The sequence below is a fragment of the Streptomyces sp. NPDC002574 genome (genome assembly GCF_042889545.1).
In the GTDB taxonomy this organism is placed as follows: Bacteria; Actinomycetota; Actinomycetes; order Streptomycetales; family Streptomycetaceae; genus Actinacidiphila.
On record NZ_JBIARB010000017.1, the window covers coordinates 103,237 to 128,633 of the forward strand.

20 protein-coding genes and 1 riboswitch are annotated in these 25,397 nt (G+C 72.0%); of the genes, 6 read left to right on the plus strand and 14 right to left on the minus strand.

Features of this window, described 5'->3' with window-relative positions:
* Positions 1-42: 42 nt before the first annotated feature.
* The 6 genes from ACFYXS_RS33830 to ACFYXS_RS33855 all read right to left on the minus strand — a co-directional run bounded on the left by ACFYXS_RS33830 (position 43) and on the right by ACFYXS_RS33855 (position 5,025).
* Complete coding sequence (locus ACFYXS_RS33830) at positions 43-912, minus strand: siderophore-interacting protein (RefSeq protein ID WP_389255244.1); 870 nt, start codon at positions 910-912, stop codon at positions 43-45.
* 115 nt (positions 913-1,027) lie between these two features.
* Positions 1,028-2,461, minus strand: a complete 1,434-nt coding sequence (locus tag ACFYXS_RS33835) for an aldehyde dehydrogenase family protein (protein ID WP_389255246.1) — start codon at positions 2,459-2,461, stop codon at positions 1,028-1,030.
* Between the two features lie 124 nt (positions 2,462-2,585).
* On the minus strand, positions 2,586-3,158 hold the full coding sequence (locus ACFYXS_RS33840; protein WP_389255248.1) for a dihydrofolate reductase family protein: 573 nt from the start codon (positions 3,156-3,158) through the stop codon (positions 2,586-2,588).
* Between the two features lie 202 nt (positions 3,159-3,360).
* Positions 3,361-3,750, minus strand: coding sequence for a hypothetical protein (locus ACFYXS_RS33845; protein ID WP_389255250.1), 390 nt, complete (start codon positions 3,748-3,750; stop codon positions 3,361-3,363).
* Between the two features lie 216 nt (positions 3,751-3,966).
* On the minus strand, positions 3,967-4,143 hold the full coding sequence (locus tag ACFYXS_RS33850) for a hypothetical protein (RefSeq protein ID WP_389255252.1): 177 nt from the start codon (positions 4,141-4,143) through the stop codon (positions 3,967-3,969).
* 186 nt (positions 4,144-4,329) lie between these two features.
* Positions 4,330-5,025, minus strand: a complete 696-nt coding sequence (locus tag ACFYXS_RS33855; RefSeq protein ID WP_389255372.1) for an ABC transporter ATP-binding protein — start codon at positions 5,023-5,025, stop codon at positions 4,330-4,332.
* Between the two features lie 340 nt (positions 5,026-5,365).
* On the opposite strand from ACFYXS_RS33855, the gene ACFYXS_RS33860 reads away from it, so the two are divergent.
* The 5 genes from ACFYXS_RS33860 to ACFYXS_RS33880 all read left to right on the plus strand — a co-directional run bounded on the left by ACFYXS_RS33860 (position 5,366) and on the right by ACFYXS_RS33880 (position 14,928).
* Entirely contained in the window at positions 5,366-8,704 is a 3,339-nt protein-coding gene (locus ACFYXS_RS33860) for an FtsX-like permease family protein (protein WP_389255254.1), read from the plus strand.
* A 1-nt stretch (position 8,705) separates the two neighbouring features.
* Positions 8,706-11,489 (plus strand): FtsX-like permease family protein, encoded by a 2,784-nt coding sequence (locus ACFYXS_RS33865; RefSeq protein ID WP_389255256.1) that lies wholly within the window; start codon positions 8,706-8,708, stop codon positions 11,487-11,489.
* Positions 11,486-12,490, plus strand: a complete 1,005-nt coding sequence (locus ACFYXS_RS33870; protein ID WP_389255258.1) for an ABC transporter ATP-binding protein — start codon at positions 11,486-11,488, stop codon at positions 12,488-12,490. The genes ACFYXS_RS33865 and ACFYXS_RS33870 overlap by 4 nt, the downstream gene beginning before the upstream one ends.
* A gap of 71 nt (positions 12,491-12,561) precedes the next feature.
* Positions 12,562-13,920: an NAD(P)/FAD-dependent oxidoreductase gene (locus ACFYXS_RS33875; RefSeq protein WP_389255260.1), complete on the plus strand. Its 1,359-nt coding sequence runs from the start codon at positions 12,562-12,564 to the stop codon at positions 13,918-13,920.
* A 102-nt stretch (positions 13,921-14,022) separates the two neighbouring features.
* A complete protein-coding gene (locus tag ACFYXS_RS33880) occupies positions 14,023-14,928 on the plus strand; it encodes a sigma-70 family RNA polymerase sigma factor (RefSeq protein WP_389255262.1) in 906 nt (301 codons plus the stop codon).
* Between the two features lie 14 nt (positions 14,929-14,942).
* On the opposite strand, the gene ACFYXS_RS33885 is transcribed toward ACFYXS_RS33880, so the two are convergent.
* On the minus strand, positions 14,943-15,722 hold the full coding sequence (locus ACFYXS_RS33885) for a sigma factor (protein WP_389255264.1): 780 nt from the start codon (positions 15,720-15,722) through the stop codon (positions 14,943-14,945).
* Positions 15,723-15,972: 250 nt separating this feature from the next.
* Between ACFYXS_RS33885 and ACFYXS_RS33890 the strand changes: the two genes are divergently transcribed.
* Positions 15,973-17,559, plus strand: coding sequence for a cytochrome bc complex cytochrome b subunit (locus tag ACFYXS_RS33890; RefSeq protein ID WP_389255266.1), 1,587 nt, complete (start codon positions 15,973-15,975; stop codon positions 17,557-17,559).
* On the opposite strand, the gene thiE is transcribed toward ACFYXS_RS33890, so the two are convergent.
* The 7 genes from thiE to ACFYXS_RS33925 all read right to left on the minus strand — a co-directional run bounded on the left by thiE (position 17,556) and on the right by ACFYXS_RS33925 (position 25,334).
* Positions 17,556-18,221, minus strand: a complete 666-nt coding sequence (gene thiE, locus ACFYXS_RS33895; RefSeq protein ID WP_389255268.1) for a thiamine phosphate synthase — start codon at positions 18,219-18,221, stop codon at positions 17,556-17,558. The genes ACFYXS_RS33890 and thiE overlap by 4 nt on opposite strands.
* Positions 18,218-19,027, minus strand: a complete 810-nt coding sequence (thiM, locus tag ACFYXS_RS33900; protein WP_389255270.1) for a hydroxyethylthiazole kinase — start codon at positions 19,025-19,027, stop codon at positions 18,218-18,220. The genes thiE and thiM overlap by 4 nt, the downstream gene beginning before the upstream one ends.
* Before the next feature lie 43 nt (positions 19,028-19,070).
* Positions 19,071-20,471: a purine-cytosine permease family protein gene (locus tag ACFYXS_RS33905; RefSeq protein WP_389255272.1), complete on the minus strand. Its 1,401-nt coding sequence runs from the start codon at positions 20,469-20,471 to the stop codon at positions 19,071-19,073.
* Positions 20,463-20,556: riboswitch (TPP riboswitch) on the minus strand. (Overlaps the previous gene by 9 nt.)
* A 128-nt stretch (positions 20,557-20,684) precedes the next feature.
* Positions 20,685-21,284, minus strand: coding sequence for a YceI family protein (locus ACFYXS_RS33910; RefSeq protein WP_389255274.1), 600 nt, complete (start codon positions 21,282-21,284; stop codon positions 20,685-20,687).
* 149 nt (positions 21,285-21,433) lie between these two features.
* Positions 21,434-22,180: an SDR family oxidoreductase gene (locus ACFYXS_RS33915; RefSeq protein WP_389255276.1), complete on the minus strand. Its 747-nt coding sequence runs from the start codon at positions 22,178-22,180 to the stop codon at positions 21,434-21,436.
* A gap of 108 nt (positions 22,181-22,288) precedes the next feature.
* Positions 22,289-23,989 (minus strand): L-aspartate oxidase, encoded by a 1,701-nt coding sequence (locus ACFYXS_RS33920; protein ID WP_389255374.1) that lies wholly within the window; start codon positions 23,987-23,989, stop codon positions 22,289-22,291.
* A 112-nt stretch (positions 23,990-24,101) separates the two neighbouring features.
* Positions 24,102-25,334, minus strand: a complete 1,233-nt coding sequence (locus tag ACFYXS_RS33925; protein ID WP_389255278.1) for an NAD(P)/FAD-dependent oxidoreductase — start codon at positions 25,332-25,334, stop codon at positions 24,102-24,104.
* Positions 25,335-25,397 lie beyond the last annotated feature (63 nt).

The following is a 25,397-nucleotide window of genomic DNA, read 5'->3' on the forward strand; positions in this document are numbered from 1 at the left end:
CGGCGCGCCGGCGGGCCACGCCCGCCCTGCCCCCACGCTCCGTCAGGCCCGAGTGACAGGCGCCGCGTCCGGTGCGCCGGTCGGCTCATCCGAGTGGCCCGGAACGGCCCCCTCGTGCTTCCAGAAGCCCGAGAAGGTGATGCGGTCCTTGGGGAGGCCGGCGCGGTGCAGGTGTCTGCGGCCCTTGGTGGAGAGGCCGGACTCGCCGACGACGAAGGCGTAGGCGGTGGTGTCGACGGTGCTGAGCCGGCGGAGTTCGTGGAGTGCGGCACGCCCCGGGACGGTGTGGGCGTTGTCGCGGACGACCCAGGTGATGTCCATGGCGATCGGGGCGTCCAGGTCGCGCCGGTCGCCCTCGGCGGGGATCTCCTGGATCACCCGGCCGACGGTGTCGCGGGGGAGTGAGCGCAGGATGCCGGTGGTGGCGGGCAGACCGCTCTCGTCGGCCACCACGATGACCTCGGAGGCGTCGGGCGGGCAGTCGAAGGTGATGCCCTGGTCCAGCATGGCCAGTTCGTCTCCGGGGCGGGCGGCGCATGCCCAGATCGCGGCGCGGCCCTCGACCTCGCCGGTCTGGCGGCGGTGGACGACGAAGTCGATGTCCATCTCGGCGGCTTCCGGGCGGAAACCGGCCACGGTGTAGTTCGCGCAGTGCGGCCGTTCGATCTCGGGGATGGCGAGGTAGGGGTACCACCACCGGGCGCCGGTGAACTCCGGCATCCGCAGGACCGATTGGTGGGGCAGCGTCATGAAGAGGCGGAACCAGTGGTCGTAGCCCATCCACGGGAACTCGGCGAGATCCGCGCCGGTCACGGTCACGCGCCGGATGGAGGGGGAGACCCGTTCGGCGCGGACCACCTCGGCGCGGAACAGGCGGGGGTTCTTCGGTGGGAGCCGGGGGATCTTCGCCATGAGGGAAGGCTAGCCTAAGTTTATTGCGGAACCCATTGCCCCCGCGTGCTGAACGAAAGCCGCCCCGTGTCGCGGTGTCGTGACACCGCGACACGGGGCGGGGATCACACGGCCGTCAGCGGGTGATGGCCTTGGTCTCCAGGAACTCCTCGAGTCCGGCGCGGCCCATCTCCCGTCCGTTGCCGGACTGCTTGTAGCCGCCGAAGGGTGCCAGGAAGTTGTGCTGCGCGCCGTTGACGTCCACCTGGCCCGCACGGATCCGGTGGGCGACGGCCAGCGCGTGCGCGGGCTCCCCGGCGACCGAGGCGCTGAGGCCGTAGACGGTGCTGTTGGCGATCGCCACGGCGTGCTCGTCGTCGGTATACGGGATGACGACAAGGACCGGGCCGAAGATCTCCTCCTGCGCGATGACGGCGTCCGGGTCGACGTTCCCGAAGACGGTCGGCCTGACATAGGCGCCGGTGTCCAGGCCCTCGGGGCGGCCCGGCCCGCCGTAGACCAGCGTGGCACCGTCGGCGATGCCGCGCTCGATGTAGGCGTCCACGCGCTGCCGCTGGAGTTCGGAGGCCAGCGGGCCGATCCGGGTGCTCTCGTCGGCGGGGTCGCCGACCGTGTAGGCCGGGGCGGCCTCGCGCAGTATGTCGACCACCTCGTCGTGCAGTTCGGCCGGCACGAGCATGCGCGTCCAGGCGCCGCACGCCTGGCCCGCGTTGCTCCAGGCGTAGCCCAGCCCGCGGAGGACGGCGCCCTTGACGTCGGCGTCCGGAAGGATGATGTGGGCGGCCTTCCCGCCGAGCTCCAGGGCGACGCGCTTGACGGTTCCCGAGGCGAGGGCCGACACGCGCTTGCCGGCGGCGGTCGAGCCGGTGAAGGACACCATGTCGATACCGGGGTGCGAGGCGATGGCCTCACCGACGACCGGGCCCGTGCCGTGCACGACGTTCAGGACGCCCGGGGGAAGGCCGGCCCCGGCGGCGATCTCCGCGAAGATCATGGCCGTCAGCGGCGCGATCTCGGAGGGCTTCAGCACCACGCTGTTGCCCGCCAGCAGCGCGGGGACCACCTTGGTCACCAGCTGCTGCAGCGGGAAGTTCCAGGGAGTGATCGCGCCCACGACACCGATCGGCTCGCGCACGACCAGCGAGTTGGCGATCTCCTCCGTCCAGGGGAAGTCCTCGGCGACGGTGATGCTCGCGGTGGTCGCGAGGACCGGGAAGGCGGCCTGCGCCATGCGCGAGAACGAGATCGGAACGCCGATCTCGGCCGTGATCGTCGTCGCGATCTCCTCGGTGCGCGCCTGCATGCCGTCCACCACGCGCTTGAGCACCGCCGCGCGTTCTCCGGGCGCGGTGGCCGCCCATCCGGGGAAGGCCGCCGTGGCGGCCTCCACCGCGCGGTCGACGTCCTCGGACGTGCCCTGCGGGACGGCCGCGACGACGGCGCCGGTGGCGGGGTTCAGCACGTCGAGGAACGGTCCGTCCGTGGGCACGGCACGTCCGTTGATCCAGTGGGCGGGAGTGGGGATGGGGTGTGGGGTCGAGTCGTTCATACACCTCAGGAAACAGGGACGCATGATCGGCAACCAGGGACGACCTGTCCCGTGATGGCCGCCACACCACGGGGGTTCGCACGCATCGCTCGCCCCGACGCCATTCCCCCGCGGCGGGGCGTGGTCAGCGGACGACGTCGAAGACCTGCTTCTGCACGCCGTTGCCGTAGACCTCGTGCTCGACCGGCCGCAGCTTCTGCGTGTCCTTGTCGGTGGTGCTGAACAGGCGCTTGCCGGCGCCGAGCAGCAACGGGTAGACGAGCAGGTGGTAGCGGTCGATCAGGCCCGCGTCCGAGAGGGCGTGGTTCAGTGAGGCACTGCCGTGGACGATGATCGGGCCGCCGTCGGTCTCCTTGAGGGCGGCGACCTCGTCGAGCGAGCGCAGGATGGTGGTCCGGCCCCAGCCGGAGACCAGTTGGCCCTCGGTGAGGGTCGTGGAGACGACGTACTTCGGCAGTGTCTTGTAGTGCGCGAACTCCGCCATGTCCGGCCACACCGGGCTGAACGCCTCGTAGCTGACCCGGCCCATCAGCATCGCGGTGGACTCCTGCTGTTCCCGTCCCTTGATCTCGAACGCCTCGGGAACGAACTCGACCTCCTTGAAGGTCCATCCGGAGTTCCGGTAGCCCGGTTCGCCGCCCGGCGCTTCCATGACTCCGTCGAGCGAGATGAAAGCCGTGCTGATGAGCGTGCGCATGAGAGGTCTTCCTCCGTGTCCGGCGGCAGGTGCGGGTGCCGGCGTCCGGCACCGCTCCAGGATGCGACCGACAAAAATAATTGTCAAGGATGAGGAAGTTGTCGGAGGTGGTGGGACGTGCGCTCTGGACGTGCCACAGCCCCCGGCGCGGGGTGCCGGGGGCTGTGGGGGTTCGGGGGGTTGGGGGGTCGGCGGGTGGGGGTCAGATGTACCGCACCAGGGAAAGGCGCCCCAGCTCGTCCCGGTGGATCTGGTGCACCTCCACGTGGCCTCCTTTGACCAAGGCCCCCGCCCGGGCGGCACGCTCCGGTGCGCTGTTCGCGCGGGCCAGCGCCAGGTGCACGGCGTGGTCGGCGTCGTATGCCTGGTCCACGATGTAGAACAGCCAGACGTCGCGCTGGCCCGCGGCTCGGGTCCGCAGTCCCACGAGCCACATGTCGTGGTCGACGGCGGGTGCGCGGGCCTTGATGCGGTCCGCGTGGGGGGAACGGCCCTCACCGGGGACGGAGCGCGGGGTACGGGGTCCCGCCTCGCCGTCGGGGCTCAGCGTGAAGATCTCCCGGGGGTCGCATCTGGTCATCTCGAGCAGCATGGCCTCTCATCTCCCTTCTGGATTCCGGCGACCGCGCCGGGGTGATGAAGCCCCCCCCAGGTGTCGAGATTGTCCGAATTGTTCTTTCGTTCTGTAGACCGGGTGGCACTGCCGTTCGTGACATCGGGAAGGGCCGGTTCCCGGAGGCGTTCACACTTTCCCCAAGGTGTGTCACGGCTCGGCGCGCGCACGCCGGGGAAAGGGCCTGCTCTCGGCTCAGGCGCCGGGGCCGCCCCGGGTCGCCGAGTCGGGTCCGGCGTTCGAGCGTGCGGAGGCCAGGAGTCCGCGAAGTGACTCACTGATCGCGTCGAGTTGCATGTGGGCCTCGGCGATCTCCTCGCGCAGGTGGCGGATGCGCACCTCGAGGAACTGGGCCTCCGCGGTCAAGGACATGACGGCCACCTGCACGCGAGAGGTGTCTTCGCTCTTTCGGAACATGGTTGCCCTTCCTGACGGTTCGGCGCGGACGTGACCCGGAGCAGGGAAAGCGGGGGCACGTACCGTTGACAGGGCAGGCGGGGAGATCGTGACACCGGTGGCCGATGAGGTGCGGCGGCCCGCACCGGTCACGCCCCGGGATCAGGCCGAGGTGTCCTCACCGGCCGGTGCGCCGTCCAGGAGGGAGCCGTCGCGCAGTTCGATGACGCGGTCGGCGAGGGCGAGGAGTTGGGGGTCGTGGGTGGCGACGAGGGCGGTGACGCCCTCGCTGTGCACGACGGCGCGCAGGAGTTCCATGACGGCGCGGCCGGTGTCGGCGTCGAGCTGGCCCGTCGGTTCGTCGGCGATGATCAGGGCCGGACGGTTGGCCAGGGCGCGGGCGATGGCCACGCGCTGCTGCTGGCCGCCGGAGAGCTCCCCGGGGCGCTGGGCGGCGTGCCCGTCCAGGCCGACGAGGGTGAGCAGGAGGCCGACGCGTTCCTCGCGCTCGGCGCGGGCGGCCTTGCGCAGCCGCAGCGGGACACCGACGTTCTCGGCGGCGGTGAGGATCGGGAGCAGGCCGAAGGACTGGAAGACGAAGCCGATGCGGTCCCGGCGCAGGGCGAGCAGTTCACGCTCGCCGAGCCCGGCGAGTTCGGTGCCGTCGACACGGACGATGCCGGAGTCGGGCCGGTCCAGCCCGCCGATGAGGTTGAGCAGCGTCGTCTTGCCGGACCCCGAACGTCCCTTCAGGGCGACGAGTTCGCCACGTGCCACGCTGAAGGACACACCCCGCACCGCCTGTACGGCCGTGTCCCCGCTGCCGTAGGTGCGCACCAGGTCCTCGACGACGACCATCGCGTCGGAAACCGCGTCACCCCCGGCCGGCTCTCCCTGTCGGTCCAGCAGTCCGCTACTCATGGCGGCCACCCTAATAAGAGCCCTCAAGTGCAGCTACGGCGTGACTGCATATGGCAACGTGATGATGGGCACAGTGGGATTTCGCGGCAATCATTGGCAAGAGTGCACTCCGATGAAATGATCACCCCGCGTTCGAACGGACTGCGGCGGTGTCGCTCGTCACCCGCACTGCGACTCGTGGCTGTACCGTCCGGATCTCCGCAGCAACCACACTGCCGGCGCAGTGAACGGAGCCGAAGTCGCTTCCGCGGTTGCGGAAGACAAGGGTTGGGGACAGTTGCCGAGGTTTGTACTGCTGCGGCTGCGCGCCCACCGACTGCTCCTGGGCGCCGCCTTGCTGTCGATCGTGCTGACGACGTGCACGGTGGCGGCGCTCGCGGCCTTCGGCGCGTCGGTGGGGGACGCGGGACTGCGGCGCGCGCTGCAGGACCCGTCGTCCGGCCGGACGCTCGTCGAGGTGACCAGGGACGTCAAGGGCGATGACCGCCCGGGCGTGGACGACGCGGTACGCAAGGCCGTGACCGGCGCGTTCGGCGGGCTGCCGGTGACGGTTGCCACCAGTACCCGTTCCGGCCCCTACGGGCTGCCGCTGAGCCTGCGCCCACCGGGCGCGCCCGACTCGGACAACCCGGACCTGACCGTGCTCGCCACGCTCGATCCGTCGCGGGTGACGGTCGTCTCCGGTGCCCTGCCCGGACCACCGGCGGGGGAGGGGCCCGTTCCGGTGGCCCTACCCGAGTCGGCGGCCGCCGCGCTGAAGCTGCGCCCGGGTGACCAGGTCGCACTGGCCGACCGGTTCGGCGGCGGGACCGTGAAGGTACGCCTTACCGGTACGTACCGGCCGACCGACCCGGCGTCCTCCTACTGGCGGCTGGACCCGCTGGGCGGTCGCGGGACGCAGACGCTGTCGTTCACCACCTACGGGCCGATGCTCGTCGACCCGGCCGCCTTCGCACCGGGCCGTGTCCCGGCGGCCGAGGCCGTCTGGCAAGGACGCGCGGATTGCGCGACCATCACCACGGCCCGCATGGACGGACTCGGCCGGGGTGTCCGGCAGGCAGTGACGCGCATCGACCGTCTGGGGCCGGACGGCGTGGTCGTGGCGACCAGCGAGTTGCCGGATCTGCTGGACGAACTGGACCGGACGCTGTTCGTCACCCGTTCCACGTTGCTCGTCGTCGCGTCGCAACTGGGGCTGCTGGCCGCGCTTGCGCTGTTCCTGGTCTCCGGGCTGCTGGCGGCCGAACGCTCCGGGGAGACCGCGTGGCTGCGTGCCCGCGGAGGCTCCCGCACGCGTGTGGCGGGGCTCGCGGCGACCGAGGCACTCCTCCTCGCGCTGCCCGCCGCTGTGGTGGCGCCTCTGCTGGCCGGACCGCTGGTGCGCCAACTGGCCGCGCACGGGGCACTGGCCCGCGCCGGGGTGCCGCTGGGGGCGCCCGCTTCCACCGCTTGGTGGGTGGCGGCCCTGACCGCGGTGGTCTGCGCCTTCATCGTGCTGGCCCCCGCACTGCGGCGCCCCGGGACGTACGTGAGCGAGCAGGGGGCGGGCGCCGGCCGGGGAGCTCTGCCCGGTGCCGTGCGGGCAGGGGCCGACATCGGCCTGTTGGTCGTGGCGGTCCTGGCGTTCTGGCAACTCTCGCGCCGCGGCGGCGGATCGGGCGTGCTCACCGCGGACAGCGGTGGCGCCCCCGGTGTGGATCCGGTGCTGGTGGTCGCACCGGCGCTGTGCCTGCTGGCGGGCGCGGTGCTGACCCTGCGCCTGCTCCCGCTGGCCGCCCGGGTCGGCGAGCGGCGCGCGGCACGGGTCCGTGGCCTGGCGGCGGCGCTGGCCGGCTGGCAGCTCTCACGGCGGGCCGGGCGCGGGACCACGCCCGCGCTGCTGCTGGTCTTCGCGATGTCGATCAGCATCTTCGCTATCGGGGAGAGCGCGAGCTGGACGCGTTCACAGAGCGACCAGGCGGACTTCGCCGTGGGGGCGGACGTCCGTGTGACCGGGACGTCCACCCCGTCCTTCGGACAGGGCGGCGTGTACGACGGTATACGCGGTGTCACCGCTGTCACGCCCGTGGGCCGTTCGTCGGTGCCGCTTCCCGGCGACCGGGAGGCGACCGTGCTCGCTGTGGACGCCGGGACCGCGGCCGGTGTGATGCGGTTGCGTGGGGACCTGGCCGACGAACCCCTGTCGAGGATGCTGACGGACCTGCGGCCCGGGAACGGCGTCCCTGCCAGGGAGGACGGGTTCGTGCTGCCGGACCACGTGGCCCGACTGCGACTGACCATGAGCCTGGAAGCTATCGGCGCCCAGGACCGGGCGGTCACCAGCACCGTCACCGACCGGATGTCGGCGACTTTTGCCGACCGCTACGGAGTGCCGTACACCTTCCTCCTGGGCGACCTGCCCGCCGACGGCCGGCGGCATGTGCTGGAAGCGGATTTCGCCGGCGAGGTGGGCCGGGCGCCCGGCGCCGGACCGGCCGGACCGCTCCGGCTCAACGGGCTCAAGGCCGATTTCCTGGTCCCTGGCCAGGACGAGCACCACCGGCTCTCCTTGACGGCACTGACCGCCGTGACCGCGGACGGAACCACGAAGGCGGTGCCCGTGCCCGACGGCGCCACTTGGAGTGCCCGCACACGGATCGAGGCATCCGCGGAGATGCAGAAGCAGGCGGGCCTCGCCGTGGCATCGGCGAAGGCGCCGCGTTCCGATCACGGCACTCCCTTGACCGTGCGCTACAACACCGGGGAAATACGTTTCGCGGAAGACAGTCCGAACGGCTCCAACGGGGCCACGGTGGCTCTGCGTGCCGGTAACGCGTTCACGGGCCCTGTGCCCGCGGTGGTCACCGACGCCTTTCTGTGGGCGGTCGACGCACACGTGGGCGACGCGGTCAGCATCGACGTGCGCGGTGCGAAGCTGACCGTCCGCATCGCTGGAGCGGTACGGGCGCTGCCCACCACCGGCGCGGAGTCGGCCGACACCGACGACGGCGCGCTCCTGTTCGACCTGAGGACGATGAACCGCGCGCTGGCCGGGCTGGACGAGGGCGAGTGGCTGCCGGGGGAGTGGTGGATCACGACCGTTCCCGGCGCCGGAACGCGGGTGGCGTCCGAGCTGAGGGCCCGTGGCGACATCACGTCGGTCCTGGCCCGTGACGAGGAGCGGGCGGAGTTGCAGAGCGACCCGCTCGGCGCCGGTCCGCTGTCGGCGCTGCCGGCCGCCGTGGTGACGGCGGCGGTCCTGGCGGCCGTCGGCTTCGCGGTGGCGGCGGCCGGTGCGATGCGGGAACGGGCCGAGGAAACCGCGATCCTGGTGGCGCTGGGTGCGTCGCGGCGATCGCTGGCCCGCGTGGTGGCCGTCGAGCAGGGACTGCTGGTGGTGGTCGCCGTCGCGGTGGGAGCGGTGCTGGGCGCGGTACTGACCCGGCTGGTGGTGCCACTGATCGTCCTGACCTCCGGCGCCGACAGCCCGGTGCCGGCGGTGCGGGTGGAGTTGCCGTCCGGGTCGGTCCTTCAACTGCTGGCCATCGTGGCCGTGGTGCCTCTGCTGGTGGTGGCGTTGATGGCGCTGCGGTCGACCGACCCGGTCCAGGCACTGCGTCGTCAAGGAGGGGAATGACATGACCGAACCGCTGAGTCCTCGCGGTCACGGCGACGTGTCCTGGATCCGAGCCCGGTTGCGGGCCGCCCCCGGCGGGACCGCAGCCCTGGCCGCGTTGGTGCTGGTGACGGCGTTCCTGGCGGCCGTGCTGCCGCGGGCCGTGGACGGGTACGAGAACGACGCCCTGCGTGACACGCTCCGGCAGGCGCCGCTGGCCGACCGCAGCGTGACGATGTCGCTGGGTGTGTCGCGGCTGTCCGTTCCGTACGGCGCCGAGACGCTGCTCACCCCGCGGTCGGTCGCCAGGACCGAGGGGGCGTTCCAGCGGGTCGTGCGGAAGCCGCTCGCGCTGGACAAGAGCCAGACCGTCTACGGTGTGCGCAGCGCCGACGCCACCCCGGCCGTCGACCCCGGTCTGCCCCGTCCCAGCAAGAGCCTGGCCCCGCAGGCCACGCTGTTCGCCCAGGCGGACCTCGCTGGCCGTACCCGGATCGTCTCGGGACGGCTGCCCCGGCCCGGCAAGGACATTGGCGCCGTCGAGGCGGCCGTCACCGACCGCACTGCCAAGGTCATGCGGCTGCACCCGGGTTCGGCCATCCACCTCCGGGACTCGATCGGCTCCGAGCTGACCGCCCGGGTCACCGGAATCGTGTCGCCCCGGTCCCCGGAGACCGCCTACTGGAGCGCTGAACCCGACCTGCGTGCGCCGACGTTGATCACCGTGCGCCCGAGCCCCGCCGCCGACCCGAAGTACTACTGGCACTTCACCGCGCTGATCTCCCCGGACGCCACGGCCGCCCTGCTCGGTCTCCACGACGGCGCGCAGGTGTACTGGCACCATCCGGCCGACATCGGTGCGCTCACCGCGAGTGACGTCCCCGCGGCCCGTGACCGGATCTCCGCGCTCAACGCGGGCCCCGACGCCGCACGGTTGCAGGGGCTGACCCAGCAGCGTGGTCTGACCGTCGAGGAGGAGGGCCTGGCCGACCTGCTGACGCCCTTCCTGCGCGAGCGTGCCGCGTCCCAGCCGCTGATCCTGGTGGCCGCGGTCGGCGTCGGTACGGTCGCCGCCGTCGTGCTTCTGATGGCCGCCGGCCTTCAGGTGGCGCGTCGCCGGGCGGAGTTGACGCTCCTGCGCGCCCGGGGCATTGCCCTGCCGGGTCTGGCCGCTCGGCTGATCGGCGAGAGCGCCCTGATCGCGGTCCCGTCGGCGGCCCTCGGACTGGGACTCGCGCTGCTGCTGTTCCCGGTCGAGCGCTCCACGGTGTCCCTCGTCTCGGCCGCCACCGTCGTGCTCGTGGCCACCTTCGCCCTGCCGCTGCGGGCCCTGGCCGCGGCCCGCAGGCCGCGGCTGGAACAGCGCGAGGACCTGATCGCGGTCCGGCCGTCGCGGCGCAGGACCGTGGCCGAGCTGACGGTCGCCGTCATCGTGACAGGCGCGGTGGTCGCACTGCGCCAGCACGGCACCGCCGAGGGCGGTGCGGATGTGCTCACGGCCGCGGCACCGGTCCTGGTGGCGCTGATCGCCGCGCTGGTGCTGCTGCGTGTGTACCCGCTGCCCGTTCGGCTCCTGGGCCGCCCCGCCGCCCGCCTGAACGGTGCGGTGCTGCAGATCGGTGTGGCCCGCGCGGGCCGTGCCCCCTCGACCGCGGCACTGCCGCTGCTGGCCGTGCTGATCGCCCTGACGGTGACGTCCTTCGGGGGCTCGGTCCTCGCCGGCGTCGACAGCGGACGCGACCACGCGGCGGTGGTCAAGGTGGGAGCGGACGCGCGGGTGCAGTCCACCGTGGGCCTGGCTCTCCCGAAGGGGCTGGACGCGCGCGTCCGCCGAGTCCCCGGCGTGCGCGACACCTTGGGCGCCCGCGTCGAGACGGGTCAGATACTCCAGGCGACGAATACCCGGTACGACGTCCTGATCGTCGATCCCGAACGCTACGCACGCCTCATCCGGCACACCGGCGTGGGAACCTCGTTCCCGGCCGCGGCACTGGCCGACCCGGGCCGCGGCCCGGCCCCGGTCATCGCCTCACCACGACTCGCCCGGCAGATCGGGCACGGCACGACGACCGTCTACACCGCGGCGAGCGCCCTCGACGTGCGTGTGGCGGCCACCGTGCCGGAGACACCGGCCGTCGCGGGCCGTGAGTTCGTCATCGTCTCCGAGGCGTCCGTGCACCGCGCGCACCCGGGGGCGGTGTCCTCGGCCACACGGCCACTGACCCTCCTGATCAGCGGCGAACACATCGACGGTAAGGCCCTGCGCGCGGCCGTCCGCGATGGCGGGGCACGCGACGTCCAGGTCCTGCTCCGCTCGGAGGAGCGGGCCGCGTACGGCAGCACGACGGCGCTGCAGTCCGGTGCGCGCGGCGTGTACCTGGCGGCGGTGGCGGCCGGTGCCGGGTACAGCGCGCTGGCGTTGCTGCTCTCCTTGATGCACAACGCGCCGCAGCGGCGGGCCCTGCTCGCCCGGCTGCGCACCATGGGCATGACCGGCCGGCAGCAGCAGACCCTCGCGGTGCTGGAGATGCTGCCGCAGGTCCTGCTCGGCGCGGTCGGCGGCATCCTGGTCAGCGTCGCCACCGTGCCGCTGCTGCGGCCGGGCGTCGACCTGACGGCACTGGCCTTCAGCACCAGCACACCCGCCACCGACGTCTCGGCAGCGGTGCTGCGCACCGACCCCGCCTCCCTGCTCCTGCCGTCGGCCGCGCTCGTCGTGCTGGCCTGCGCGGTCCTGGCAGTACAGGCATGGGCCACCGGACGACGCGGCGAAGGAACGGAACTGCGGATCGGGGACCGAGCATGACCGACAACACGACCCAGGCCGGCACGAGCGCGGTGGCGGGCGGCGGCGCCGGGGGCGGCGTGTCCCTCGCGGAACTCGAACGGCGCGCCACCGCGCACCGCGACCGTCCCGCCTACGGCCAGGACGCACTCATCGCCTGCGACCGCCTGGTGCGCATCTTCACCGCCCAGGGCGTCGAGGTCCAGGCCCTGCAAGGACTGGACCTGCTGGTCGCCCGCGGCGAACTCATGGCCCTGGTCGGCGCGTCCGGCTCCGGCAAGTCCACGCTGCTGAACATCCTGGCCGGCCTGGACACGCCCACCGCCGGAGCGGCCACCGTCGCGGGCTTCGACCTGCTCGACCTGGACGGCCGCACCCGCCTGCGCTACCAGCGCGAGGTCGTCGGCTTTGTCTGGCAGCAGACCTCCCGCAACCTGCTGCCCTACCTCACCGCCCTGCAGAACGTCGTCCTGCCCATGCGTCTGGCCGGAGGCGTCAAGGGACGCAAGGAACGCGCAACCCGCGCCGGCGAACTCCTGGAGCTGGTCGGTGTCGCGCACTGCTCCGACCGCCGCCCCGAGCAGATGTCCGGCGGCGAGCAGCAGCGCACCGCCATCGCCGTCGCGCTGGCCAACCACCCCGCGCTCGTCCTGGCCGACGAGCCCACCGGGCAACTCGACTCCGCCACCGCCGACCAGGTCTTCGGCGCCTTCCGCGCCGTCAACCAGGAACTGGGCACCACCGTCGTGATCGTCACCCACGACCAGGCCGTCGCGCAGGCCGTCGACCGCACCGTCGCCATCCGCGACGGCCGCACCGCCTCCGAGGTCCTGCGCCACACCACCGTCGACGACCAGGGCAACACCACCACCCACGCCCGCGAGTACGCCACCGTCGACCGCGCCGGCCGTCTCCAGCTGCCCCGGGACTTCACCACCGCCCTCGACATCCGGCACCGGGTCCTGCTCGACCTCGAACCCGACCACATCGAAGTGCGCCCCGACCGCCACGACGACAACTGAGAGGCGTCCGCCTGTCACACCGTTCCACTCTGTCCGGTCTTCCTGGTGACGGACCAAAAACAGAGGGAACCATGCGTGAGATCCTGATCGTCGGTGGTGGCTATGCGGGCTTTTACACCGCCTGGGGCCTTGAGAAGTCGTTGCGCGCCGGGGAAGCGAGGATCACGGTTGTCGACCCGCGCCCGTACATGACCTACCAGCCGTTCCTGCCGGAAGTGACGGCCGGCTCGGTCGAGGCCCGTCACGCGGCCGTGTCGCTGCGCCGGCACCTGCGCAAGAGCCGGCTGATCGCGGGGAGCGTGACCGAGATCCGCAGTGCGGACCGGACCGTGACCGTCCGGCCGGTGAACGGGGCCGACCACGAACTGCGCTACGACGTCCTGGTGGTCACCGCAGGCGCCGTGACCCGCACCTTCCCCATACCGGGCCTGGCAGAGCACGCGATCGGCCTGAAGCACGTGGAGGAGGCGGTCGCCATCCGCGACCGGCTGCTGACCGCGTTCGACCAGGCCGCGTCCCTGCCCCCCGGTCCCGAGCGGCGGAAGCTGCTGACCGTCACGTTCGTCGGCGGCGGGTTCTCCGGTGTCGAGGGCTTCGGCGAACTGCTCTCACTGGCCACCGCGATGCTCAGGTCCTATCCGGAGCTGAGCTTCGAGGAGCTGTCCTTCCACCTGGTCGAGGCCCGGGACCGCATCCTGCCCGAGGTGACCGCCAAGCCCGGCGCATGGGTCGTGCGTTCCCTGGAACGCCGCGGTGCGCACGTGCACCTGAACACGCAGCTCACCTCCGCCAAGGACGGGCACGTCGTGCTGTCCAGCGGGGAGGAGTTCGACTCCGAACTGATCGTCTGGACCGCCGGCAACGCCTCCAACCCCGTCGTGCACAACCACACGGACCTGCCGGTCGACGAGCGCGGCCTGCTCGTCGTCCGCGCCGACCTGCGGGTGGTGGGCACGGACGGCGACCCGGTGCCCGACGTCTGGGCGGCGGGCGACGACGCTGCCGTACCCGATCTGGCGTCGCCCGTGCCGGGTGCCCGGACGGTCCCCAACGCCCAGCACGCGGTGCGGCAGGGCAGGCGCCTGGCGAAGAACATCCGCGCCGCCCTGCGCGGGGGCACGGTCCGGGACTACCGGCACAGCAGCCTGGGAGTGGTGGCCACGCTCGGTCTGGGCCGGGGCATCTTCCAGTACAAGGGCATCGTCATCAAGGGGTTCCTCGCCTGGCTGATGCACCGGGGTTACCACGTACTGGCCGTGCCGACGTGGGAGCGGAAGGTCCGGGTGCTCACCGTCTGGCTCACCGCGGCCGTGTTCGGCCGGGATCTCGTCTCCCTCGCCTCCGTGCAGCACCCGCGGGACGCGTTCGTCGCGGGCGGCAGGACCCGGCACCCCGAGGGGCGCCCGGCGGGCGATCGTACCGGCGTCTGAGCCGTCCGGTCCGGACCCGGCCCGGGGCGCTCCCGGGCCGGCACGGCGGACGGCACATGCCCGGTACGGACATCCGGACGGAGGATCGGAGACCCCCCACTCATGCATTTCGAGCCGTGTCCTGCGGCAAACGACCTCGACCAGGCGGTTTCCGTCTTCGTGGAGCTGCGGCCCCGCCTCTTCGGCATCGCGTACCGCGTGCTGGGCAGCGCGGTCGAGGCCGAGGACGTGCTCCAGGAGGTGTGGCTGCGCTGGCAGCGGACCGACCGCTCCGCGGTGGTCAGCCCGGCCGGCTTCCTCGCGACCACGACGACCCGGCTGGCCATCAACGTCGCGCAGTCCGCCCGCGTGCGCCGCGAGACGTACATCGGTCCGTGGCTGCCCGAGCCCGTCGACACCAGCGTGGACCCCGAGGTGGGCGCGCAGCGCGCGGAAGCCGTGGAGCTGGCGCTGCTGCTGGTGCTGGAGAAGCTGGGGCCCACCGAGCGCGCGGCCTATGTCCTGCGCGAGGCATTCGACTACGGCTATCCGGAGATCGCCGGGATCCTGCAACTCAGCGTCGTCAACGTGCGGAAGATCGTGAGCCGCGCCCGCGGGCATCTCCTGGCCGAGCGGCGGGACACCGTGGACAGGGCTGAGCACCGACGCCTTGTCGAGGCCTTCGTCTCGGCGGCACGGACGGGTGACGTCACGTCTCTCGAGGCCCTCCTGACCCCGGATGCCATCAGCCTGTCCGACGGCAACGGTGTCCGCGGTGCCGCGCGTGTTCCCGTCCTCGGCCGGACGCGCGTGGCGAACCTCGCGATGGGGCGCCCGAATTTCTGGCGGGACGCCGACCCGCGGCGCGTCGAGGCCAATGGCCGCACCGGAGTGATGCTCCACCGGGACGGCACGCCGGCCACGCTTCTGGCGATCGCCGCTTCGTCCGACGGCATCCACACACTGATGTGGGTGTGGAACCCGGGCAAGATCGCCACGTTCCTCGACTCACGCCTCCGCCGGGCCTGACCCGGCGGTCCTGTTCACCAGCCAGAGGTCGGCGGCCGGTTCCAGAGACGCAGCTTGTCGGGATTGAGGACGACCCAGACGTGTCCGACCCGATCGCCCGTGACGCCGAGACTGATGATCGCGACGACCTGGTGGTCGTGGCGCACCACGACACCGGTCCGGCCGTTCACGGACTGGGCCCGCAGCGTGGTGCGCGGCCGTCTCGCCAGGAGTACGAGCAAGTGGCGCGCGACCTGCTCACTCCCGTGTACCGGGCGCATCATCGCCCGGATCTTGCCGCCACCGTCGAAGACCGCCGTGGCATCGGGGGACAGCAGGGACATCAGCCGCCCGAGGTCCTCCGCCGCGCAGGCCGCGCGCACGGCACGGGCGAGCGCGTCGTGCCGTACGAGCGTCCCCGGACGGGAACGCCGCGCGCGAAGCCACCGCCGCGCGCGGGAGGCGAGTGCGCCGTACCCCGGCTCCGCCGGCCCCATGGCGCGCGGGACCGCGGCGGGCGCCGTCCCGAGGACTTCGCTGTGGGTGACGGGCGCCCGCTCGGCGGGGTCCTCACCCCGGTCGGGGAGTACCGGCCGGGCCAGACAGATGCCCGTGGCGGTCGTCACGAGCCAGGAACGAGGGGCCACGATGTCCGCACGCGCCGTGTCGGACAGCGCGTACCACCGGCGGTAGGTCTCGTCGACGACGCCCTCCGCCTCGGCGCCGCTGCCCACCATCCGGCAGGCGACGTCGAGCAGCTGCCGGCGCTCGTCGAGCAGCTCCGCGATCGACACCGCGTCACCGGCGTAGTCCATACCGCATCCTCCCTCGAGCAACGGCACCACACAGTGCGGCCGCAGGCTCGACCTCGTCGAAGTGCAGGAGGTCTGCTCACAAGTCAACGGCGCACTTGCTCGCACTCTTCGGCTCTGGACATGAGACCGGGCAGGCATGGATCTTGTGACACGCCGCTCGTCCGCCCGCTCCCACCTGCTGATGTCACATCTGCACCGTTTTTTCGGTCCTAGGGGTGAAGTCAGCGTCTCGGAAGATGGTGGTGCGACAATGGACAGCGGCAGTCGGCCGGACGGACAGTCGGGACGAGATCCCAGGGGGAACATTTTCGCCGCCTGGGCCCGCGGGCGGCTGGGGATCAGCGGCCCGGTCCGGGACAGCAGACGCAGGGTGTTCCCGGACCACTGGTCCTTCATGCTGGGGGAGATATCCCTCTACAGCTTCCTCGTGCTCGTCCTCACGGGCGTGTACCTGACGTTCTACTTCCACCCGTCGATGGAGCAGGTCCAATACCACGGGAGCTACGCGCCGTTGCGGGGGCAGACGGTGTCGGAGGCGTTCAACTCGACCCTGCACATCTCCTTCGACGTCCGCGGCGGACTGCTGATCCGGCAGGCCCACCACTGGGCGGCGCTGATCTTCGTCGCCAGCCTGCTCGCCCACATGATGCGGATGTTCTTCACCGGCGCGTTCCGCAAACCGCGGGAGCTCAGCTGGGTGCTCGGATTCCTGCTGCTGGTGCTCGGCATGTTCGAGGGACTGACCGGATACGACCTCCCGGACGACCTGCTCTCCGGAACCGGGCTCATGGTCGTCAACGGCACCATCCTGTCGGTACCGATCGTCGGCACGTACCTGTCGATGTTCCTCTTCGGCGGCGAGTTCCCCGGGAACGACCTGGTCTCGCGCTTCAACACGATCCACGTCGTGGTCCTCCCCGCGCTGATGACGGCGCTGTTCGCCGGCCTCGTCTACCTGACGTTCCGTCACAATCGCGCGCAGTACCCGGGACCCGGGCGTACGGAGAGGAACGTCGTCGGCATCCCCCTGCGGTCGTACGCCGTGCGGGCGGCCGGGTACTTCTCCCTGGTCACCGGGGTCATCCTGATCATCGCCTCGATCGCGCAGATCAACCCCGTGTGGCTGTACGGTCCCTACCGCCCCGACCAGGTCACGGCGGGATCGCAGCCCGACTGGTACATGGGCGTGGCCGACGGGCTCCTGCGGGTCATGCCGGGCTGGGAGGTCGTCCTGTGGGGACACACCCTCGCCCTCGACAACCTGATCCCGCTGGGGGTGGGCGTCGGCCTCTTCCTGGTGATGGGCGCCTATCCCTTCATCGAGGCCTGGGTCACCGACGACGACCGGGACCACCACCTCCTGGACCGGCCACGGAACCGTCCGGTGCGCACGGCACTGGGCGCGGCGTGGATCAGCGTCTACGCCGTGGCGCTGCTCGGCGCGGCCAACGACGTGATCGCGACCCGCTTCCACGTCTCGGTCAACGCGGTGACCTGGGCCGTCCGCATCGGGCTGTTCGTCATGCCGCTCGTCGTCTTCGCGGTCACCAAGCGCTGGGCGCTCGGCCTCCAACTCCGCGACCGCGACAAGGTGCTGCACGGTCGCGAGACCGGTGTCATCAAGCGCATGCCGAACGGCGAGTACGTCGAGGTCCACCAGGCCCTCAGCCCGGAACGGCTCCGCGCCCTGACGGAGCACGAGCAGTACCTGCCGATCGGCGTCGACAGGACGGACCGCACCCAGCGGTTGCGGGCCAGGCTCAGCGAGGGCCTGTACGGCGAGGGCACGCAGATCCCCAAGCCCGTCGTGCGCGAGCACGAGGAGATCGCCGACTAGACGGGCGACCGGCCCCAGGCGAGGGCGTACGCGCGTGCCGAGGCGCGGGGGTCCTCGGCGGCGCAGATGCCGGACACGACGGCCGCCCCGGCCGCCCCGGCCTCCCGCAGCAGCGGCAGGTCGGCCGGGGTGACGCCGCCGATGGCCACGGCGGGCAGCGCGCTGAGCCGGACGAGACGGGCGAAGCCGTCATGGCCGAGCGAGGGCGGGGCGTCCTGCTTGGTCCGGGTCGCGTGCAGCGCGCCGATGCCGACGTGGTGGACGCCCGCCGGGTCCTCGGCGGCCGCACGCAGTTCGCCGGGGGTGGCGGCGCTGAGGCCCAGCACCGCGTCCTGCCCGATCAGTTCACGGACGGCGGCCGCAGGCAGGTCCGACTGGCCGACGTGGACGCCCGTCACGCGCACGCCGGCGGAGCGAGCGGCCAGGAACACGTCCACCCGGTCGTTGACGATCAGCGCCACGCGTTCGGGGAGGACGGCGGCCACCGCCGCGACCGTGCGCAGGAAATCCCCGCCGTCGGTGTGCTTCTCACGGATCTGCACCGCGGTGACGCCCCCCGCCACCGCCGCGACGACGGTCTCGGCCACGCCGCGGCCCCGGGCCCGGCACTGGGCCGCGTCCGTGACCAGGTAGACCGACAGATCGACCGGTGCCTGCGTCACGACACGGCCGCCCGCTCGGCGAGGTCGGACTCCCGCACCGCGGCGAGCGCGTCCAGGAACGCCACGGCGAAGCTGCCGGGCCCGGAGGACGACTTCGCGGCCAGCTCGGCGGCGACCGTGTAGACGGTGACGGCCGCCACCGTCGAGGCGAACCGGTCCTCGTCCACCGCCGCGAAGGCGGCCATCACGGCGCCCAGCGCGCAGCCCCCGCCCGTCACCCGGGTCAGCAGAATGTCGCCGTTGGCGACGCGGGCCGTGCGCTCCCCGTCGGTGAGGAAGTCCACGGGCCCGGAGACGGCGACCACGCCGCCGGTCTCCCGCGCCAGCCGGTGCGCCGTCTCCTGCGCGGCCTCGACACCGTGGGAGGAGTCCACTCCGCGGCCGCCGTCACCGGCTCCCGCGAGCGCGATGATCTCCGAGGCGTTGCCCCGGACGATCGCCGGGCGCAGTTCCAGGAGCTCGTGCGCCAGCGCGGTGCGCACCGGCAGTGCGCCGACGGCCACGGGGTCGAGCACCCACGGCGTGCCGGCGGAGGCGGCCGCCCGCGCGGCCTCGACCATGGCGGTGCGCTGCTCGGCGTGCGGGGTGCCGAGATTGACCAGGACGCCCGAGGCGATCCGGGCGAACGGGCCGGCCTCCTCCGGGATGTCGACCATGGCGGGTGCGGCGCCCAGCGCCAGCAGGACGTTGGCGGTGAACCCGGTGACCACCGCGTTGGTCAGGCACTGCACCAGCGGGGAGTCGGCCCGTACGCGTGCGAGCGCCTGCGCGGCGAAGGCGGTGTGGTCGGCGGATGTCGGGGGCATCGGTGTCGCTCCTTCGGATGTGGACGGTGTCCGGGCGCGGTGCTCAGGGCCGCCGGCGCAGCCGCAGCGGGGCGTACACCGCGAGTGCCACGAGGAACGCCACGTAGTACGAGAGGTCCGCGCCGTGCAGGGTGGACGCCACCGGCCCCACGTAGAGGCTGGTGTCCATGAACGGCACGGCCGCGGCGAAGGCGGCGGCGAACGCGAGCACGGCGGGCAGGCCGGGCTGGGGCCGGCCGGTCTCCGCGGCGAGGTCGATCGCGGCACCTCCGCGGGCCCGTGCCCGCGCCAGCCAGTCCACGACGACGATCGCCACGAAGCCGGGAATCCAGTAACCGACGAACAGCAGCACGTTCTGGAAGCGGGCCGTGGTGTCGGCGGCGTGCATCCACAGCACCAGGGGGAAGCCGAGGGCGGCGGCGAACGCGGCCGCCACCGGGCGCGGGACGCGCACTCCCGCGGTCTGCAGGGCCAGGGATCCGCTGTAGTCGTTCATGGCATTGCTGCACAGCGCCGCCAGGGCCACGGCGAGCAGTCCGAACGCCCCCAGCGGCCCGCCGCCGAGCAGGTCCGCCACACCCGCGGCGGTCTGGTCGGTGAGGACGGACGCGCCCCACAGTCCGAGCACCTGGACGGCCACGAAGGACACCACCAGGCCGGTCAGGGTGAACCAGAACATGCGCGAGCGCGAGGTGGCCCGTGGCAGGTAGCGGCTGAAGTCGCTGGCGTAGGGGGCCCAGGACAGGGACAGGCTCAGCGCGATGGTGCTGGTCAGGACGAACGCCCCGCCCCGGTCGGCGCCGTGGGCGGAGCCGGTGGTCGCGGGGTGGACGCCGTCGAGCAACTTCCAGGCGATCAGCGCGAACGCGGCGGCGAGCACGAAGGTCATGACGATCTGGAGCCGGTGGATGGCCTCGTAGCCGAGGACGCCGAGAGCGCCCTGGGCGAGCATCATGATCAGGACACCGAGCCAGAAGGGCACGCCGCACAGCCGGGCCAGCGCGTCCCCGCCGAACAGCCCGATCAGCGCGTCCCAGGCGACCGACGACAGCCATTGCAGGACGCCCGGCAGCGCGACCGCGCGGCCGAAGGCGAGCCGGGCCAGCGGCAGCTGCCCCGCGCCGGTCCGGCTTCCCCAGGTGCCCAGGTAGGCGGTCGGTATCGCGCCGATGACGGTGCCGAGGACGACGGCCGCGAGCGCGGTGGCGAAGTCCAGGCCGAGCGCGATGCCGATGGTGCCGGTGAAGACGCCGGTCATGGTGAGGTTGGGGGCGAACCACACGGTGAACAGCCGCCCCGGGCCGCCGTAGCGGTTGCTCTCGGGGACCGGTTGGATGCCGTGCGCTTCGATGCGGAGATCGCCGGGGGCCGCCGGCATGCGCCCGTCGAAGACGGTCTGCCGGCCGTCGGCGGGCAGCCCGCCGGATACATGCGTCCAAGGCATGAAAGACATCCCTCCGCCAGTACGAACTGGTTCAGGTTCGACGGGTGTGATCTCAGCCCTCGATGGGGCACCCCGTGTCCGGTACGACGGACAGACTAACCCGATCGCTCTGCTCAGCGCGTCGACGGGAGGGCATGACAGCAACCGGGCCGGCGGGCAACACGGTCAAATGCCGTCGAATGTCCGCGGCGTGCCGGGCGGCGGTGCTCCTCGTCAGGGGAGGTCCGGCTGCCCGGGCCGCACCGCCGAGATGTCGAACACCAGCTTCACCGTGTCGCCGACCAGGACGTCCCGCGCGCTGGGTGGCGTGTTCCAATTGAGTCCCCAGTCGGAACGCCGCAGGACGGCCGTGCCCTTGAAGCCCACGCGGTACGTGCCGTAGGAGTCCCGGCGGACCCTGCCCGACGCGAGGTCGATGTGCAGGGGCAGGTCGACGTCCTTGATCCGCAGGCTGCCGGACATGCGGAACCGGTCCTCACCGATGTGGACGATGCCGGTGGAACGAAAGCCCATGAGGGGGAACGTCGCCGTGTCGAGGTAGCCGGGTCCGGTCAGGCGGGCGTCCCGCTCGGGCAGACCCGTGCGCAGGCTGCCGGTCCGGACGGTCAGGAACGCCCTGGACCGGGTGGGACGGCGTCCGTCGAGCTGCAGGAGCCCCTCCAGGTCGGTGAACCTCCCGCGCACGTGCGCGACCATCGCGCGCCGGACGGAGAAGCCGATCGTGGTCTTCAAGGGGTCGAGGAGGTAGACGCCGGTCAGTGCGTCACGGGGGCCGTCGCCCGTCAGGGCGGTCTCCATGAAAGTCCTGGGCATCGCGAGCCGGCTCCTTCGTGCCGAGGACGCTCGGTCGACGTACCGCCCGCAGCGGCCGGTAGCGGCGTTCGGTTGCGGCGGGACGCACCCACGTCCCCCAACATGCCGGTGGCCCCTGCCCCCCGACGGGCAGGGGCCACCCGCGGACGTCACTGCTGCCGCGCCTGCCAGTCGGCCAGCCGGGTCCCGGCGAACTGGGCGTCGGGGCCCGGCACGAGCGTGGTCTCCTTCAGTTCGGCCCCGAAGTACCGGGCGTGCGGGTCCGTGACGACCGTGCGGGGGTCGTTCCGGGCGGCGAGTCCCTTGCGGATGACCTCGTCGAGCTGGAACTCGTCGGGCCCGGCGACCTCGACCACGCCGTTGACCGGCGTGCCGACCGCGGCGCGGCCGACGGCCGCGGCCACGTCGTCGGAGTGGATGGGCCGGATCTTGACGGGTGCCAGACGTACGGTGTCGCCCTCGGTGGCCGCGTCCGCGATGCCCTTCATGAACTCGAAGAACTGCGTGGCGTGGACGATGGAGTACGGAATCCCGGATCCGCTGATCAGCTCTTCCTGGACCTGCTTGGCGCGGAAGTACCCGCTCTCCTGGAGCCGGTCGGTGCCGACCACGGAGAGGGCCACGTGGTGCCCGACGCCGGCCTTCGCCTCCTCCTGGAGGAGGTTGGAGGTGGAGGTGCGGAAGAAGTGCATGACGGGCTCGTCCTCGAACGAGGGCGAGTTGGACACGTCGACCACCACCGAGGCACCCTGCAGGACCTCGGCCAGGCCCGTGCCCGTCAGGGTGTCCACGCCGGTGCTGGGCGCGGCCACGACCGCCTCGTGGCCGTGCTCCTGCAGCTTGCCGACCAGCTTCGAGCCGATGAGCCCGGTACCGCCGATGACTACGACCTTCATGAGGGATCCTTTCACTGAATTCTGTACGTACAAGGACAGACCGGGCGGTGACCCCGTGTGTGACAGGGGTCCGGCGGGCCCGCGCGGGAACGCGCGCGGGCCGGGGCGTCACTCGGCGAGCTTTCCCTCGGTCGGGACGTCCTCCATCAGGGAGGCGATCGCCTCGGGAATGGCCGGGATGCTCTCGTGGGTGATCCCCGTCGTCGGGGACCAGACGAGATTCACCTGCAGCGCGGGATCCTGGTCCGGGTAGTCGCTGCGGTTGTGGCAGCCACGGGTCTCACGGCGTTCGAGCGCCGATTCGAGCGTGGCCCGCGCCGCCAGGGCCGCGCCCTTGAGGTCGAAGGCGTGGGCGAGGTCCTGGAAGCCGGCGATGTCGGGGTGGACACCGACGTTCTCCATCCGCTTCTCGACGGCCGAGAGTTCCTCCAGCCCGGTGCGCAGTCCCTGGTCGTCGCGGACGACTCCGGCGTGCTCGGTCATGGTGTTGCGGATGGCCCGCTGGAGGGCGCGGACGTTCTCGGGGCCGTCCGCCGCGAGGAGGTCGTCGATCTCGGCGCGGGCCTGCGCCACGGCGGAGGCCGAGCGCGGCTGCGAGGTCAGCTCCCGGGAGTAGGCGGCCGCCGCCTGGCCCGTGAGGCGGCCGAAGACCAGCAACTCGATGAGGCTGTTGCCGCCGAGCCGGTTGGCCCCGTGCAGCCCGCTGGAGGCCTCGCCGATGGCGTACAGGCCGCGGACGTCCGTGCTGTGGTCCTCGGGCCGCACCCAGACACCGCCCATCGAGTAGTGCGCGGTGGGCGCGATCTCGATCGGTTCGCGGGTGATGTCGAGCATCTGCAGGTCCAGGAGGGTCTGGTAGACCCGGGGGAGCCGCGTCATGATCGTCTGCCGCGGCAGGTGCGAGACGTCGAGCCACACACCGCCCTTGGGGGTGCCGCGGCCTTCCTTGATCTCGGTGTACGAGGCCAGCGCCACGCGGTCGCGCGTGGACAGCTCCATGCGCTCGGGGTCGTAGCGGGTCATGAAGCGCTCGCCGAGCGCGTTGCGGAGGACGCCGCCCTCACCGCGCGCGGCCTCGCTGACGAGCGTGCCGGCCGCGTTCTCCGGCTCGATGATGCCGGACGGGTGGAACTGCACCAGTTCGGCGTCCCGCAGGCGGGCGCCGGCGTCCACGGCCAGGCGGAACGAGTCACCGGTGTTCTCGTCGCGCCGTGAGGACGTGCGCCGCCAGATACGCGTGTGTCCACCCGCCGCGAGGATGACGGCGTCGGCATGGATGAGGTAGCGCGTCCCGTTCGCGACGTCGAAGCCGTACGCACCGAAGACGGCGCCGTCGTGCACCAGGAGCCGGGTGATGTAGACACCGTCGAGCAGCGGGACGTCGAGCTGCTCCGCCCGCCTGATCAGGGTGCGCTGGATCTCCAGACCGGTGTAGTCGCCGGCGAAGGCGGTGCGCCGGAACTTGTGCGCGCCGAAGAACCGTTGGGAGATCCGCCCGTCCTCCTCCCTGGCGAACGCCATGCCGTACCGCTCGAGGTCGTCGATGCCCAGAGCGGCACCCTGGGTGACGGTCCGCACGGTGCGGGGATCGGCGAGCAGATAGCTCTCCTTGAGGGTGTCGGCGGCGTGCTGCTGCCAGCTGTCCTCGGGGTCCATCGTGGCCAGCGCCGCGTTGATGCCTCCGGCGGCGAGTGCCGTGTGGGCGTCCTCCTTGGGCCGCTTGCCGACGGCGAGGACGTCGACACCGGCCTCGGCCAGTTCGATTGCCGCTCGCAGTCCGGCTCCTCCGGTACCGATCACCAGCACCATGGTGGAAAGACGTCGTTCGGTGATAGCCACGGTCTGCTCCGATTGCCTTGGTTGTTGTCAGCTAGGACCAGGGGATCGGGTCATCTGTGACACCCCCGGTGGCGACGGGCCGTCAGGAAACGGCCTGGTCCAAGGGCACGTCGGGGTCGGCCAGGAGCGCCGGGTCCACGTCCGACCGGGAAGTGATCAGGGACCGGATCGGATCCATGACGTCCCACACGTTGACGCTCATGCCGGCCAGCACGCGGTTCCCGGCCGTCCAGAAGGCGATGAACCGCCGCTCGGCCACGTCCCCCCGGAAGACGACGCGGTCGTAGCCGCCGGGCTCGGTGTACCCCGTGTACTCCATGCCGAGGTCGTACTGATCGGTGTAGAAGTACGGCAGCCGGTCGTGGACGGCGTCGGCACCGAGCATGCCCAGCGCGGCCGTGTACGGCTGGTGCAGCGCGTTGGCCCAGTGCTCGACGCGGATGTGGCGGTCGAGGAACGGGTGGTGGGCGTTGGCGACATCACCCGCGGCGTACACGTCGGGCACCGAGGTCCGCAGGTGCGCGTCGGTGACGACGCCGTTGCGCACCTCCAGGCCGGCGTCCTGCGCGAGGTGCACATTGGGCGTGATGCCGATGCCCACGACCACCGCGTCCGCGGCGATGTGAGTGCCGTCGGCGAGCAGGACCCCGTCCACCCGGCCCTGTGTCCCGGTGATCCGCTCCACCTGAGCGTTCGGGCGCAGATCGACGCCGTGGTCGACGTGGAGACCGGCGAACACCTCGGCCGCCTCACGCCCGAGCACCTTCAGAAGCGGCAGCTCCGAGTGCTCCAGCACCGTCACCTCCGCCCCGGCGGTCCGGGCGGCCGCCGCGGTCTCCAGGCCGATCCACCCGGCGCCGATCACGACGATCCTGGCGCCCGGGGTGAAGGCGGCCTTGAGCCGGTCGCTGTCACCCACACGGCGCAAGTACAGGACGTTGTCCAGTTCCGCACCGGGAACGGACAGGCGGCGCGGTGACGAGCCGGTGGCCAGGAGCAGCTTGGCGTAGGAGATCCGGTGCCCACCGTCGAGCTCCACCGCACGGGCCCGCCAGTCGAGCGCCGTGACGGAGGTGTCCAGGAGGAGCTCGACGTCGTGCTCGGCGTACCAGTCCTTGGGATGCACGTGTATCGATTCCCGGGTCTCCGTGCCGAGCAGGTAGCCCTTGGAGAGCGGCGGGCGGGTGTAGGGCCGCTCCGGTTCGTCGCCGATGACGACGAGCCGGCCGGTGTGGCCGTGCTCCCGCAGCGCCTCCGCCGCCCTGCCCGCGGCCAGGCCGCCTCCGACGATCACGAAGGTGTTCTCAGGGGACACGTTGTTCCTCGATTCTCGATGTCGCGATTTCTCGCATGGACGCACGGCGACCGGCGCGCCGGC

Excerpts from the sequence above, each read along its gene's own strand:
- thiM (WP_389255270.1), bottom strand. The coding sequence starts at position 19,027 with ATGCCCCCGACATCCGCCGACCACACCGCCTTCGCCGCGCAGGCGCTC.
- ACFYXS_RS33910 (WP_389255274.1), bottom strand. The coding sequence starts at position 21,284 with ATGCCCAGGACTTTCATGGAGACCGCCCTGACGGGCGACGGCCCCCGT.
- ACFYXS_RS33835 (WP_389255246.1), bottom strand. The coding sequence starts at position 2,461 with ATGAACGACTCGACCCCACACCCCATCCCCACTCCCGCCCACTGGATC.
- ACFYXS_RS33850 (WP_389255252.1), bottom strand. The coding sequence starts at position 4,143 with ATGTCCTTGACCGCGGAGGCCCAGTTCCTCGAGGTGCGCATCCGCCAC.
- ACFYXS_RS33920 (WP_389255374.1), bottom strand. The coding sequence starts at position 23,989 with ATGGTGCTGGTGATCGGTACCGGAGGAGCCGGACTGCGAGCGGCAATC.
- ACFYXS_RS33905 (WP_389255272.1), bottom strand. The coding sequence starts at position 20,471 with ATGCCTTGGACGCATGTATCCGGCGGGCTGCCCGCCGACGGCCGGCAG.
- ACFYXS_RS33865 (WP_389255256.1), top strand. The coding sequence starts at position 8,706 with ATGACCGAACCGCTGAGTCCTCGCGGTCACGGCGACGTGTCCTGGATC.
- ACFYXS_RS33880 (WP_389255262.1), top strand. The coding sequence starts at position 14,023 with ATGCATTTCGAGCCGTGTCCTGCGGCAAACGACCTCGACCAGGCGGTT.
- ACFYXS_RS33840 (WP_389255248.1), bottom strand. The coding sequence starts at position 3,158 with ATGCGCACGCTCATCAGCACGGCTTTCATCTCGCTCGACGGAGTCATG.
- ACFYXS_RS33890 (WP_389255266.1), top strand. The coding sequence starts at position 15,973 with ATGGACAGCGGCAGTCGGCCGGACGGACAGTCGGGACGAGATCCCAGG.
- ACFYXS_RS33845 (WP_389255250.1), bottom strand. The coding sequence starts at position 3,750 with ATGCTGCTCGAGATGACCAGATGCGACCCCCGGGAGATCTTCACGCTG.
- ACFYXS_RS33830 (WP_389255244.1), bottom strand. The coding sequence starts at position 912 with ATGGCGAAGATCCCCCGGCTCCCACCGAAGAACCCCCGCCTGTTCCGC.
- ACFYXS_RS33870 (WP_389255258.1), top strand. The coding sequence starts at position 11,486 with ATGACCGACAACACGACCCAGGCCGGCACGAGCGCGGTGGCGGGCGGC.
- ACFYXS_RS33855 (WP_389255372.1), bottom strand. The coding sequence starts at position 5,025 with ATGGTCGTCGTCGAGGACCTGGTGCGCACCTACGGCAGCGGGGACACG.
- ACFYXS_RS33875 (WP_389255260.1), top strand. The coding sequence starts at position 12,562 with ATGCGTGAGATCCTGATCGTCGGTGGTGGCTATGCGGGCTTTTACACC.
- ACFYXS_RS33885 (WP_389255264.1), bottom strand. The coding sequence starts at position 15,722 with ATGGACTACGCCGGTGACGCGGTGTCGATCGCGGAGCTGCTCGACGAG.
- ACFYXS_RS33915 (WP_389255276.1), bottom strand. The coding sequence starts at position 22,180 with ATGAAGGTCGTAGTCATCGGCGGTACCGGGCTCATCGGCTCGAAGCTG.